Raw genomic sequence first — 15354 nt, 5'->3', positions numbered from 1 at the left:
GTTATGGTAATAGATATTGATTTAAAAGATAAAGCATATAAAGTTTATATAGATGAAGAATTAAAAATAAATAAAGATTATGTAATTTTAACTAATACAACTTTAGAAAAACTATACTTAAATGATGTTTTACAAAAAATAGGAAAACAACCAAAAGCGATAATAGTTATACCAGATGGAGAAGAATACAAAAATCAAGAAAGCGTTAATTATATTTTAGAAGAATTATTTAAGGCTGAAATTAGTAGAAGTGATTTGCTAATTAATCTTGGCGGTGGGGTAATTAGCGATATTGGTGGCTTTGTAGCTAGTATTTATAAGCGTGGAATAAAACATATAAATATAGCTACAACCTTACTTGCTAGTGTTGATGCAGCAGTAGGTGGTAAAACAGGCATAAACAATGCTTATGGCAAAAATCTAATAGGCACATTCAAGCAACCTAGTGCTGTTTATATTTTCACAAATTATTTTAAGACTTTAAAAAAGGCTGAATTAAGTGCTGCTATGGCTGAAGTTATTAAAATGGCTGTTTGTTTTGATTTGGATTTTTATAACAAATTAAGTAAATTAAGTTTTGATGATATTTTTGATAATATCTTAGAATTTGTAGAAAAATCAATAAAAATTAAAGCAAATGTGGTAATAAATGATGAGTTTGAAGATAATCTTAGAATGAAACTAAATTATGGTCATACTTTTGCTCATGTTATAGAAAATGAGACGAATTATAAAGGCTATTTACACGGAGAAGCTGTTGCTATTGGTATGGTTATGGCTAATAAATTGGCTTGTAATTTAGGTTTAATTTCAAAAGAATTTGAAATAAGTATTTTAAATACTTTAAAGAATTTTAATCTACCTACATTTTATAAAATCAATTCATCTTCTAAATTCTATGAAGGATTTTTCCAAGATAAAAAAACTCTAAGTGGAAAAATCAACTTTATTTTACCTAGCAAAGAAGATTTAAGTATTATTAAAAATGATATTTCAAAAGATGAGATATTAAAAGTTTTAAGGGAATTTGAATGAGATTTTTATTTGCTTTTTTTATTTTCACAACTTTTATTTATGCAGAAAATACAGAAGAATTTACAAAAAACCTTGAGGGCGTGTATTCTGTCAAAGAAAAATTGCATATTATAAATAATGAATTAAAAGACAATATCACTATAAAAAATTATAAAAATTATCAAGAATATTTAAGATTAAAAAATGAATTAAAAGAAGCAAATGAAAATTTATTAAAAGCTAAAAAAACTCAAAAAGAACAATTAGAAAATACCATAAAATCACTTGAAGATAAACTAAGTGTATTAAAAGATTATGAAAGCTACAGCGTAGTAAAATATTTAAATCTACCAAGTGAGCCTACTGAATATAAAAAGATTTCAAATATTTATTTAGTTATTGAAGGTTTATCAGAGCGTAAAGAATTAGCTAATGAGAAAAAAGAATATGAAATAAAGTTAAAAGATTTTACTACATTAGTATCTAAAATAGATAAGAAAACAAAGCTTTTACAAGAACTATATGACATTGAGCCAAGTGAGAATTTAAGTCAAGAATTAGTATATTCTATAAAAGAATTAAATGATTATAAAAGCGCTTTAGAAAATATCACAAATGCTTTTGAGATATTTAAAGTTAAGGCAAATAACACAATTAAGCTTATAAATAACGATATAAAAAAGCAATATGATAGTGCTATATTTTTTATAGCAATTATTATTTGTATATTTATTGCTAGGTATTTATTAGGTTTGATGCTTAGAAAATATGTTGATGATAAAGATAAAGTTTATACTTCTTTCAAGATTTTAAATATATTTACTTTTATTATTGTTTCTATGTTTTCTATATTTTATTTTGTTGAAAATATAAGCTATTTAGTAAGTGTATTAGGATTTGCATCAGCTGGTCTTGCTATTGCTATGAAAGATATGTTTATGAGCTTACTTGGTTGGGCTACTTTACAATTTGGTGGTGGCTTTCATGTAGGTGATAGGGTAAAGGTTAGTAAAAATGGAGTTACTTATGTAGGAGATATTATTGATATTTCTTTACTTAAGATGACTATATACGAAGATGTTACATATACTACTTTTTTGACAAATCGTCGTGCTGGAAGAATTATTTACATACCAAACCACTATATTTTCACAGAATTAATATCAAATTATAATTATTCTTATATGAAAACCGTTTGGGATGGAATAGATATAGTAATAGATTTTTCAAGCAATCTTGAAAAGGCAAAACAAATAATTTTAGAATCAGCTAGTTCTCATACTCAAGCATTCAGCGATAGTGCAAAAAAAGCAATTCAAAAAATGAGAAATCATTATCAAATGAAAAATTCAGGAACAGACCCGAAATTATTTGTAATGTTAGAGCAATACGGGATTAAAATATCTATTTGGTATATGACAAATTCAAGAGAAGCTCTTAAAATGCGTTCAATAGTAAGTGAAGAAATTATTAAAAGATTAAAAGCAAGTGATGATATAAAATTAGCTTTCCCATCACAAACTATTTATATGGATAAAAGAAATAATCAGCCATTTTTAAAGGATAATAATGAAAATATATATTAAAACTTTTGGTTGTAGAACCAATATTTACGATAGCGAACTAATCAAAAGCTATATAAAAGATAATGAAATAATAAATGATGAATTACAAGCTGATATGATAGTAATCAATTCTTGCACGGTTACTAATCAAGCTGATTTAGGCTTAAAGCAATATATAAGACATATTAAAAATCATAATCCAAATACTAAATTCATCTTAACAGGTTGTGCTGCGGCAAGTATTGGCAAAAGCTTATATGATAGCAAAATAGTTGATGGTGTAATGGGTGCGTCTTTAAAATCAAATATAAATAAGTTTATACTAAATCCAAAGGAATTTGATTTAGGAAATTTAAATTTCATAGATGAAAAAATAGTAAGCAATTACGAAAACCACACAAAAGCATTTGTTAAAATCCAAGAAGGCTGCGATTTTGCTTGTTCTTATTGTATTATTCCTAGTGTAAGGGGTGGGGCTAGAAGCCTAAAATTAGAGCAAATTATAAATCAGATAAAAACCCTAGCTAATAATGGTTATAAAGAAGTAGTTTTAACAGGCACAAATATAGGTAGTTACGGAAAAGATTTAAATCTATCTTTAGCAAAATTACTTAAAGAAATTAGCAAAATAAATGGGATTAAAAGAGTTCGTTTAGGTAGCATTGAGCCGGTTCAAATTGATGATGAGTTTAAAGAATTATTAGACGAAGATTTTATTGAAAAACATCTTCACATAGCCTTACAACACACAAATGAAAAAATGCTAAAACTAATGCAAAGAAGAAATAAAGCTTATAAAGACTTAGAATTATTTGAATATTTAGCTAATAAAGGTTATGCCTTAGGTACTGATTATATAGTAGGTCATCCAGGTGAGAGTGATGAAATATGGGCTGATGCTATTAATAATTTTAAGAAATTTCCAATAACTCATCTTCACGCTTTTGTGTATTCTAAAAGAGACGGGACAAAAAGCGTAGAATTAGCAAAGACTTTAGGCGAAGTTGATAAAAATATCTCAAAGCAAAGATTAAATGAGATTAAAGAAATTACTAGATTAAAAAATTATGAATTTAGAAAAAATCAAAAAGATTTAATAGTATTAGTAGAGCAGTTTAAAGACGGCTATTATCAAGGATACGACCAATATTTTAATCTAATTAAAATCAAATCAGATAAAGACTTATTAAAAACTTGGATAAATATTAAAGATTACGAGGTAGAAATTGACAAAAATAAAGCCATTTACTAAAAATATCAAAATAATAATCGCTTGCATAATTCTTGCAATTATAGCTTTAGGAATATTTTCGCTAAGTAAAAAAGAGCAAAATATATCTTTAAATGAGTTTTCATCATTAGAATTAAAAAATATTTCAAATGCTTACATTTATGAAAATATGCTTTATTTTTCAATAAATGATAAAGATTATAAAATTCTAGCTGATGAAGAAATAATCAAAAAAATCTTAAAATACAAAAGTGTAGAAAATAAAACAGAATTTGATTATTCAATAATTTTAGTTTTTATTATGATAATAATTTTTATTTATTATCTAATATATTTAAGAAATCTTAGCACAAAACAAGGCATATCAAATCACCCAATTAATAATGTCTTAAAGCCTGAATTTAGATTTGTTATCAAAACAGATAGTAATTTTAATGATGTTATAGGTCAGTTTAAAGCCAAAGAAGAATTAAGAAAATTAAGCTCTATTTTTAAAACCAACAATCCTTGTTTAATAAAAGGAGTGTTATTAACAGGTGCTAGTGGAGTAGGTAAGACTATGTTAGCAAGAGCTTTAGCAAATGAGTGTGGGGTTAATTTTTTATACCAAAGCGCAAGTAGCTTTAACGAAATTTTTGTAGGTCTTGGAGCAAAAAGGGTTAGAGAATTGTTTGCAAATGCTAAAAAATTAGCACCTTGTATAGTGTTTATTGATGAAATTGACGCACTTGGAAAGCAGCGTGGCAATGCTTTAGCAAACGATAGTGAAAATACACTTAATGAATTGCTAACTCAAATAGACGGCTTTGCAGAGCTTAAAAATGTCTTAGTAATTGCTGCTACAAATAGAGCTGATGTTTTAGATACGGCTTTACTTAGAAGATTTGATAAAAAAATTCATTTTACCTTACCAAATTATAGCGACAGAATAGAGTTCTTTAAACAACTTATTAAAAAAGATTTAATAAGTTCTGATTTTAATTTAGATTATTTAGCTTATATTTCAAAAGGTTTTAGTGGAGCTTCTTTTAAAAGCTTAGAAAATGAATTGTTACTAAGAGATAGATTAAGCGAAAGAGAAATAATACATGAGATTTTAGTGATAAAGCACGGCATTAGCGAAGATTTAGAATTAAGCGAAAACGAGCAATATATTCAAGCTATTTATCAAGCAGGTAAAATCACTATGGCAAAGATTTGTGATGCGAATTTAATTTATGCTAATTTATTTACATTTGAGTATTTTTATCCAAACGAGCATATAAAATCATTTTCAGAAATAAAAAACGAAATCAAAATTCTTTTATCAGGAATGTTAGCAAATGAATTATTTTTAGGCGAAAATTACAATAATTTTTCTAAAGATAGAGATAAAATACAAGAATTAAGCAAATTTTATGTGGAATTTGAAATATCATCTTTAGAAGAAGAATGTAAGGAATATTTAAAAGCTTATGAAGAAGAGATTAAAAATACAGCAAATGAATTGCTTTTAAATAAAGAAATATTTTTTAAAGGATAAAAATGGATATTATAAAAATAGGGATAATTACGAGTTCAGATAGAGCAAGTGCAGGAGTTTATGAAGATATTAGTGGAGCAGAGATTAGAAAAATTATGCAAGAATATTTATTAAATGAAATTGATTTTAAATACTCATTAATCCCTGATGAAGAAGAGCTGATTACAAATGAGATTATTAAAATGTCTGATGAATTTGAATGCGATTTGGTATTTACCACAGGTGGAACAGGACCAGCTTTAAGAGATGTTACACCAGAAGCAACAAAAAAAGCAATCGAGCGTGAATTACCAGGCTTTGGAGAATTAATGCGTGCAAGCTCACTTAAGATTGTCCCAACAGCAATCCTAAGCCGTCAATTAGCAGGGACAAGGGGTAAAACTCTAATAATCAATCTCCCAGGTAAGCCAAAAGCAATTCGTGAATGTATAGAGCCTATTTTTCCTGCGATACCATATTGCCTAGACTTAATGAATGCAAGTTATATAAATGAGAGTGAAAATGCACCAAAGGTATTTAGACCTAAAAGTAAGTAAAAAATATTCAAAAATGCACATAAGTGCAATAATTATTTAATAAAAAAAATTATAATTTAGAACTTTAATTTTTAAGGAGAATAATATGAATAGGAAAATTGTGTTTTCATTAGTATTATTATCGGCTTTTTCTTATGCAAATGCAGAGACTAGAACGCCATTACAAATAGGTATAGCGAGTGGTGATAGTGAGATCCAAAATAAAAATCACCTTGAAAAATGTATTAATTCTGTGCCTAGCAACAGAAGTATTAATGGCTTGAACGATTGTGCTAAGCTAAGAAAAATGAACGATAAATTTTATGTTCATTGTGTCGCTGAAAATCAAGATATAACTGATAATTCAAGTTATTTTCACTTGATAAATATTTTAACTCAAAAAGGCGATGTTACTAAGAACCCAGAAAAGGTTAGATATGAAGCATTAAGACAATGTGGAGTTAGCTATTTTGATGTGTTGATGTATTCAGCTTATAAAATGGCTATGAAATATACACCTAATGATAAAGCTAGAAATTTTATTGTTAGTTATAGAGATAATGTTATTAAAGAGAAATTAAATAAAACTAACAAAGAAGTATGTAAAAAAGTTCTTGAAGCAGAATTAAATTATATTAATAACTATGCTACAAGAAGTTTAGATGATATAAATTATGACCCATATTATGCTGCAGTTGGTTATAAAGCACCTGAAGTTCAAGAATTAAAAGATTCTAAAAACTTTACTACTACAGTTAATTTAAAATCTGACTTAGATAAAAATGATGATAAGAAAATCATTCAAGAATACTATAAAGAATTTCAAACTAATACAACTGGTAGAGTTGTAGTTTCAAGTAGTCCAACAGTTATTAATGGTCAATATTTGGTGTATTTGTTAGATCAAAATGAGTTTGCAGGAAGTAATGGTTGGGTATATAAAAACTTCTCAAATATTGTTGGTGATAAAACAAACGCTAGCGATATTACAGGAATGAAAGGTTGTGTAGGATTAGACGAAGGAAGCTTAACAACAAATACAATTGATTCTTGGGATAAAAATAAATTAATTTTTGTTAATGAAAACTATAATAACCCTGTAGTTTTAGGTGTTTGTGATGTTTATAATAAGTATTTAGAAAAAAATAACAATCCTAATGCTTTTGCTAAAAGTAGAGCTTTAGAAGCGATTTTATTAAAAAATTCAAAAATCAAACCTTATAACTCAAATGATTATTTTGCTTTTTATGATGACAATAAAAATGGTAACCGTGTTAATGATTATCGTGGAGGTGTTAGTAAGTGCTATAATTATGATTTAGAACATTATTCATCAAAATTTTCAAGAGTTAATTATTTTGATTATTTCAATAATATAGAATTTAGAAAAGATGATGCTCAAGAAATAGTTAGAAAAAATTATGTATTTAGTATCCACAAAAATAATACTACTAGAAAAGGTATTGTATTAGATGATAACAGCACTTATAATTTTAGCGTCAATGTAAGACCTTCTTTTAAAGTTAATAAACAATACGAATCTTACAGAAATGGTTCTGTTGTAAATACTCAAGTATCAAATCTAGCTGTTAAATTTATCCCTGATGCTAACTATTATCAAATAACAAATGAAGCAAATCAAACTGATAAAAACGATAGCAAACCTTTAAAAGTTACTAATTTAGATGATGTATATATTGCTTTAAATAATGATAAAACTCCATTTAACGCTGAAGATAGAAAAGCAAGTAATATTTCAGTTAAATATTATCTAACAAGTTTTCAATTGACAAAGCAAAGAATGGCAGCTGCAAATGGTGCAGTAGATGCTAAAGCAGAAGTAATATCAGACAATAATCAATATGAATTAGTTCAGAAAGAAAATATAACTGGTTTTGGATTAAAATTTACAAAAGATACATTTAAAAAACTAGCGAAAATTGATGATAATGATTTGTTAAAGGGTAATATTTATAAATTTACATTCAAACCTTTAGAGATTGTAGAAGTAATTACTGAAACAAACAGAGAACAAGTATGCCCTTCAAGTGGTGTTTGTAAAATTCAAGAAAATCCAAGAACTTTTAGAAGACCAATGTTTCAAGCATCAGGTGTTGATATTGTAAAAGGTGCTCCAAAGGGTAGTGTAGAAATTATCTTAGGTCATAGTGAAATGCCAAATGGTATTAATTTTGGAACAGCTTATAATAATATTGATGCTACTAAAATATTAGAAAATAATAAAATTGCTTCAAATACAAAAGTAGCTGATAAGATTTATACAAGAACAAGTAGCCAAGATATATATTTAGGCTTTACAAAACCAGATGTTAAAGTTCTTTATAATCAATACATTAAGTTTTATAATGGTTCTGATGAGTTAAATGCAGATATTTATAATGGAACTCAAAAACTTTCAAAATCAATTACAGAATGTAAAGGTTATTATCCAATTGATAACAAAATGGTTCTACATTTAAAAGATAAATTAGCTGTAAATCAAAATTATCAATTTAGATACGAAATTGCAGAATATGATAGAATTTTTGAAGAATGTTCAGTATTAGGCGATAGAAGTTCAAATACATTCTCAATTAGACCAGATAGCATTACTTATAAAGTAGGCACACTTGATACATTTGATAAAAAAGCAGGTAAAGAAGATAAAAAATATCCAAACAATAATGTAACTTTCACTGCGGATTTAAAAGATGATAGATTTGGAATTAGTGTTGCAGAATTAAAAGTAAGTGATTCAAAAGGTAGTGTTAAGAAATTCTATTTAGAAGATAAAAACTCAGTTCAATTAAATCAAGTTGGCTCAAAAGCTACTGCTAGAACATTTGTTGATTTTAATAAAACAAATGGTAATTTTGATATAAAAACCGTGTTTCCTTTAGTAACAGATGCTCAAATAGCATTCTCTGAAAATAAATTTACTATAGGAGATTTAGAGCAAGATTTATGCGTAAATTCTAATGTTGCTGTAGATATTACTAATGCTAATAAGATTAATTCAGATGGTAAAATTAACTGCCAAACTCCAGGTAATGAACTTACTGTTAATTTTATAGCAGATGAGACATTAGGCTTAGAAAAAGACAAGAATGAAAATGTAAAGATCCCAGATGTAACAAATAAAAATTTTGTTAATTATGTTCCATTTAGCGATAATGATAGTGAAAGATTAACTATCCCATTACAAATCACAAGCAAAAATGCTAATGAATATTTTTATAAAAAATTTAGCGATAATGAAGCAGAATTAAAATTGGTTTTAGATTACAGTAAAGTACCTGATTTAAATAAAATGATTATAAAGGTAGATCCACGTAATACTACATTAGATATTACAGCAACTAGCAAGATAGGTGAGTTTAGCATAAATAATCTAAATAAGACTTTTGATGAAAAATTAGTAGAACTTCAGGGTGCAAAATTAAGTGATTATGATGAAAATAATTTTGATGCAAAAGACTTTGGTAAAATCAATTTCAAAATTGGTTATTTAAAAAATACAGGCACTAAGCCTAATTTAGACCCTGTATTTAAAATAACTGGAGCAAATGCTGAAGTAAAATTTAAAAACTCTAAACCATTAAAATATCCTAATATCTTGACAAATTCATACGAATTTGCTTATACAGGAATGTTCTTTAAGGATTTAAAAGAAACTAAAGACAAATCATTAGTTATCAATTATGACAACGCTGGGGTGTTTAAATATGATAATAATAAATTTGTTAAAGTTCCAAACGCTAATATTAAAGATTTTACAAAATTATTTAATGGAGCTAAGGGTGATTTTACCTTTACTAGTGATTATTCAAAAACTACATTTAGTGGAGATACATATAATATTCCAAGCAGTGTAGAAAGTAATCAATATTTTAAAGATACTTTAAGATTTAGAATTGATCCAAAAAAAGCCAATAGTTACTTAAATTCTGACGCTACATTTACAATTGAATTTGTAAAATAATTATCTAGCCCTTAGTTTATCTAAGGGCTTTTATTTTTAACATATATTTCTTATTAATTTATTTACTATTTTTTAACATTATTTTAACTTAGCATAAATAGAATTAGCGATTTTAATTATTAAAATATTAAAGGAGCTATATGAAATTATCTTACAAAATTACTTTATTTGCTTTTGTTTCATTACTGATTATTAATTTAAGTGCTATTTTAGTAGCTAGTAAAGGTATGAATGAATTAGACAATATTGCTCAAGAAGCTCTTGATAATATGAGTGTTGATGATGCGAAAAAAACAGCAGTTAGTATTACTAGCTTAATTACTTCAATGTCTAAAAAAATTCATTCAACAAGTGAAAATCAAGAAAGTTATAATAAAAATATTCTTACATTTTTAAGTGAATTAGACTTAAAAAATCGCTCTGTTAATTTATTTGTAATTAATAAAAAAGGCGAATATGTAATGCACTATCTAAAAGATAGAATTGGTGAAAATGCTTATAATAAAAAAGATTCTAATGGTAAATTATACATACAAGAAATAATTCAAACAGCAAATAATGGTGGTGGATTTGTAACAACCCATATGAAAGCTGATAAGACAAGACCAGAAAGAGATGTGGTGTATTATGTAGAAAAAGATAGTTTCAATGATTATGTATATATAAGCGTAATTTACTTAGTAGAAGCTAAAGAAGAAATAGCAGAAATTAGTGCAAAAGTATTAGATAAGAAAAATGAAGTTGTTTTAAACTATTCTGTATTTGCAGTTATTTTATGTATTATTATTCTTGCTTTATGGCTGATTGTTATTAGAATTTGGATTAGCAAACCATTAAATGAACTAACCCAAAAAGCTTATGATTTATCTAAAGGAGATGGGGATTTAACTAAACTTTTAGAGATAAAAGGCAAAGATGAAATAGCAAGTGCTAGTAAAGCTATAAATGATTTCATTGGTAAGATTAGGATTTTAATTAACGAAGTAAAACAAATATCTTATGAAAACAAAACAATAGCAGCCGAGCTTAGTAGTGTTAGTATGCAAACAGGAAAAAGAAGTGAAGAAAGCTTTAATATAGTTGAAAATGTTGTTGAAGAAGGTAAATTAACTAAGGATAGTTTATCATCAGGCATAAATAGTGCTAATGATAGTAAAAATGAACTAAGAGGTAGCACAACTAGTATTCACGAGACCATTAATGCTATTAATTCATTAACTAATCAAATAAATCATAGTGCTGATATAGAAAGTGCTTTAGCTAGTAAGATTGAGCAATTAAGTCGTGATGCTGATAATGTTAAATCTATTTTAGAAATAATTAACGATGTAGCAGACCAGACTAACTTACTTGCACTAAATGCTGCAATTGAAGCAGCAAGAGCAGGAGAGCATGGGCGTGGGTTTGCCGTAGTAGCTGATGAAGTAAGAAGCCTAGCAGAAAGAACTCAAAAAAGCCTTAGTGAAATAAATGCAACAATAAGCGTTATAGTTCAAGGTATTAAAGATGCAAGCGAGCAAATGAGTGATAATTCTAAGCAAATTAGTAATTTAACAAATGTTGCAAATGGTAGTGAAGAGCTAATTAAAAATATGGAACAAAAATTAAAAGAAGCAATAATTAGTAGCGACAAGACCGTGGATAATTATATCAACGCTAGCAAACAAATTGAAGATATTTTAAATGAAGTTTCGCAAATTGCAAAAATCACTAATGAAAACGCAAGAAGCGTAGAAGAAATAGCAAAAGCTGCAAGTCAATTAACTAATATTAGTGAAGAACTAGATAGAAAACTAAGCGAATTTAAATCATAATATATTTTTGCTAAGATTGTGTATTTAAGGGGTTTTAATGTCTTGGATATACTTAATCTTAGCAGGTATTTTTGAAATTGGTTGGCCGCTTGGTTTTAAATTAGCCAGTAACGGCTCAAAAGTATGGATAGTATTTTCTATAATATCAATGGGACTTAGTGGGTTATTTTTATATTTAGCGCAAAAAAATATTCCTATCAGTATAGCTTATATTGTATGGACTGGTATCGGTGGGTTAGGAACGGCTTTAATTGGGATTATGGTTTTTAATGATAATGTAAGTTTTTTAAAAATTATGTTTTTAAGTTTTATTTTTATAGGGTTAGTTGGAATTAAAATTGTAAGTTGATATTAAAAAAGATATATTTTAATAATTTGTTTATTTTATTAAATCTTATAAATATTTATATAACTTAGAATATATTTATATAAAATATTTAAAAATATTTTTAATTTTATAAATACCCCCCCCCATTTTGTTAGTAATTGATTAACCTTTATATATTGATTTTTAACTATAATAAAGCATTTTTCATTTATTTTTTAGGGGAGAAAATGAATAGAACTATAAAATTATCTTTAATAACTTTTATATTAGCGGGGGGGGGTAATTTAGCTCTTGCTGATACTATTCCAAGCACTGCTAATACATTAGTGCAAAGTAATACTATTAATGTTATAAATAAACAGACTCATAATGCAGCTGAAACCGATAAAATTATTAATCAAACTGGTGGAACACTAAATATAGGTAATACTACTACTGCTAAAAATTATACAGATTTAAAAGTAACTTCAACCGGTGGAACTACAAATATTAAAAATGCAAGCATTACTAATGGCAAGTTAGACTTAGATAGTAGAGTTGATTTTGATGGAGTGGTTAATTTTATTAAAACTGATTTACAAGGGAATAAAAATTCTAGTGGTTTTAATTATCTACTTAAAGATACTGCTAGTGTTACTTTTGATGGTTCAGTAATTAGCGATGTTAAATTAGAAGCTTGGTCAGAAAGTAATACAAATGGTTCTTTAATTATTAAAAATTCATTAATTCATGATAGTCAGCTAGGTCTTGAGAAGATAAATTCAACTAGTAAATTAACACAAAGACCTTATGTTCCAAAATTAATATTAGAAAGTGTTATAGTTGATAAAATTGATGATAATAAAACTTCTAGTATTTTTACTATGGATTTAAATACTAATAATTCTTCTATTATTGGAACAGAGATAAGAATTAAAAATAATGCTGAAATAGATTCTACCTTTATTGATGATAGCTCAATAATTTTACAAAATACATCTAGTATAAGTATTAAAAATAATTCTAACATTAACGCTAATATTAATAGTGTTTCTGTTAATAATAATGCTATTAATACAAATGTTACTTTAGATAATTCAGAAATAAGTGGAAGTATAACTGCGAGTAATTTAACTGCTACAAACGGCTCAATTATAAATAGTAACTCTACTATTAGTGGAACTACAAATATAAGTGATAGCACAATAAAAGCTGATATTTCAAGTAAGAATTTAAATATTACAAATTCAACTGCTAGTGGAACTGCTGATAAAAAATTAGATATAAAATCTACCGGAAATCATATGCAATTAAATGGGGTTACATTTAGCGATGTTGCTCTTAGTTCTGGCAATAATAGAATTGATTTAAATGGAGATAATACCTTTAATAGAATTTTAGTTAAAAATGAAAATATAAAAGGAACAGGTCATCATATAACTTTGGGTAATAATGCTAGTGCTACATTTAATGATAGTGAATTTATAAATACTGCTATTAATAATTTTTCAAGTTCTAACACTAATACAACCACTTTTAACAATTCAAAACTAACTAATACAGCTGTGGGTTTAGCATCTACTTTAGATAATGTTGTTTTTAATGGTGGGAGTATTGTTAATACTGATAAAAATATTTCTATCTTGGCTAATAATATAGAATTTAATAGCACCAAAGTAATTTCAAATTTGGGTACTATTAAATCAAATAATAATAAGTATGTATTTAATAATTCTGAATATCAAGGCAACATAAATCTCGGAAATACTTATTTTAATAATACAAAAGTAAATGCTGATTTTATAGGTGGAAAAATTTATTTTGATGGTTTAAGTAGTGTCAGCGGAACCTTAAAGGGTGCTAATATTTATTTAAATGATGAAAATAAAAAAGTATTATCTGATATTATTTACGAAAAAGGTTTGGTTATTGCCGAACAATCTTTAAAATTCGATGGTAAAGAAGATTTCAAAGATAAAGAATATAATTTTGGTTTCTTTGTAGAGAATGATGTAACATTGGATATTAATAATCTCAAAATGTCAAATAATAGTATTAATGCTTGGAGAAAGAATTCGGCAGATTCTTTAGTAAACAATAAAGTAAATATATCAAATTCAAGTTTAAAAGAAGTAGGAATAGGTATACATAATAATTCATCACTTATTAAGTATATGACTGACTATCTTAGCTTTACAAAAACTACAATTACAAACAATAATGCAAATAATATGATATATGCAAAAGTTATAGATATTAAAGATAGTAATATTACTGCTCCTATGATTACCACTTTAAATCAAGAATATTTAAATTCTACAAGTAATGCTATATATTATAAAATTAATAAAATAGGCACTTTTTTAAATATTGATAATTCAATTATTAATAGTTCAGTAGAAACAGGCGAACTTCATCTTAAAAACAATTCAGTTTTAAATGGAAATATCCAAGGAACTCAAAAAGTTTATATAGATAATTCTACTCTTAATGGAAATATTACAAAAGACAATAGAAATACTTGTTTTGAACACGAAGGTTGTAGTAAAGAAGTAGAAGATGTAATCATCACAAACTCAACTATAAAAGGTGATATAAACGAAGTAGGTAATGTAAGCTTAACTAATACTAACCTAGAAGCTTCAAATGTAATAGTAAAAAATGATATTAGCATAGATAACTCAACTAGCACAGAAGCAAAAACCATCACAGGAAATTTCAAAGTAGGCAATGACTTTAAATCAAGTAATACAATTATTCAAGGCAGTATTAATACTACAAATAATATGGAATTAAACAATTCTAATATTAAAGGCGATATAACTGCTAATAATTTAACTTTAAATAATTCTAGTATTACTAATAAAGCTGATGGTTCTACTAATACTATAAATGTTACAAACGATTTAACTATAAATAACGAAAGCCAAACTACTATTGATGGAAATTTCAAAGTAGGCAACGACTTTAAATCAAGTAATACAATCTTTAGTGGAGATATAACTACAAATAAATTATTAAGCGATAATAAAAGCACTTTTCAAGGTAATGTTAGTGCTGATAGCATAAATGCAGTTGGTTCTATATTTAAACAAACTCTAACTATTACAGGCGATAGTAAAAACAATGTCTTAGATAAAGCTAAATTAGAACAAGGCATAGTAATTGATAGTAAAGATGCAAAAGTAAGTGTAATAAACGGCTCAGAAATCAAAGGAGAAATAAAAAACGAAGGCTTTATAAATGTAGAAGAAGGCTCAAAGGTATCAGAAAAAGTAACAGGTAGTGGTATTTTAAAAACTGATGGAGCTTTTTATGAAGATAATGTAAGTATGGGAGAAGTAAGTGGAACTAATAATACCTTTAAAGGTAATGTGAATATAGGTCAAATAAGTGGAACTAAT

At 26.5% G+C, this 15354-nt stretch carries 8 protein-coding genes and 2 pseudogenes; all 10 read left to right on the top strand.

Features of this window, described 5'->3' with window-relative positions:
* The first annotated feature begins 3 nt into the window (after positions 1-3).
* Positions 4-1035 carry a 3-dehydroquinate synthase gene (gene aroB / locus AVBRAN9334_RS07825; protein ID WP_214118405.1) on the top strand — a complete coding sequence of 344 codons (1032 nt, stop codon included), beginning with the start codon at positions 4-6 and terminating at the stop codon, positions 1033-1035.
* A complete protein-coding gene (locus AVBRAN9334_RS07820) occupies positions 1032-2600 on the top strand; it encodes a mechanosensitive ion channel domain-containing protein (RefSeq protein WP_336607476.1) in 1569 nt (522 codons plus the stop codon). The genes aroB and AVBRAN9334_RS07820 overlap by 4 nt, the downstream gene beginning before the upstream one ends.
* Positions 2584-3831, top strand: coding sequence for a tRNA (N(6)-L-threonylcarbamoyladenosine(37)-C(2))-methylthiotransferase MtaB (gene mtaB, locus AVBRAN9334_RS07815; protein ID WP_214118410.1), 1248 nt, complete (start codon positions 2584-2586; stop codon positions 3829-3831). Before AVBRAN9334_RS07820 ends, mtaB begins: the two co-directional genes overlap by 17 nt.
* The gene (locus AVBRAN9334_RS07810; protein ID WP_336607475.1) at positions 3806-5332 is read left to right on the top strand and encodes an AAA family ATPase; all 1527 of its coding nucleotides are present in this window, start codon (positions 3806-3808) and stop codon (positions 5330-5332) included. The genes mtaB and AVBRAN9334_RS07810 overlap by 26 nt, the downstream gene beginning before the upstream one ends.
* 2 nt (positions 5333-5334) lie before the next feature.
* The gene (gene mog / locus AVBRAN9334_RS07805) at positions 5335-5868 is read left to right on the top strand and encodes a molybdopterin adenylyltransferase (RefSeq protein ID WP_214150363.1); all 534 of its coding nucleotides are present in this window, start codon (positions 5335-5337) and stop codon (positions 5866-5868) included.
* An 85-nt stretch (positions 5869-5953) separates the two neighbouring features.
* Positions 5954-9829, top strand: coding sequence for a hypothetical protein (locus tag AVBRAN9334_RS07800; RefSeq protein WP_336607474.1), 3876 nt, complete (start codon positions 5954-5956; stop codon positions 9827-9829).
* A gap of 140 nt (positions 9830-9969) precedes the next feature.
* A pseudogene (locus tag AVBRAN9334_RS10250) lies at positions 9970-10785 on the top strand (cache domain-containing protein); the annotation flags it as partial.
* Between the two features lie 363 nt (positions 10786-11148).
* Positions 11149-11643 (top strand): annotated as a pseudogene (locus AVBRAN9334_RS10245) (methyl-accepting chemotaxis protein); the annotation flags it as partial.
* Positions 11644-11680: 37 nt separating this feature from the next.
* Complete coding sequence (locus AVBRAN9334_RS07790) at positions 11681-11992, top strand: DMT family transporter (RefSeq protein WP_336607472.1); 312 nt, start codon at positions 11681-11683, stop codon at positions 11990-11992.
* A gap of 206 nt (positions 11993-12198) precedes the next feature.
* A partial coding sequence (locus AVBRAN9334_RS07785; RefSeq protein WP_336607471.1) for a beta strand repeat-containing protein occupies positions 12199-15354 on the top strand: 3156 nt, incomplete at its 3' end.

The organism is Campylobacter sp. RM9334, from assembly GCF_020138145.1.
In the GTDB taxonomy this organism is placed as follows: Bacteria; Campylobacterota; Campylobacteria; order Campylobacterales; family Campylobacteraceae; genus Campylobacter_E.
Note: the sequence above shows the minus strand (reverse complement) of the source record. Positions and strands in the feature narration are given on the sequence as shown.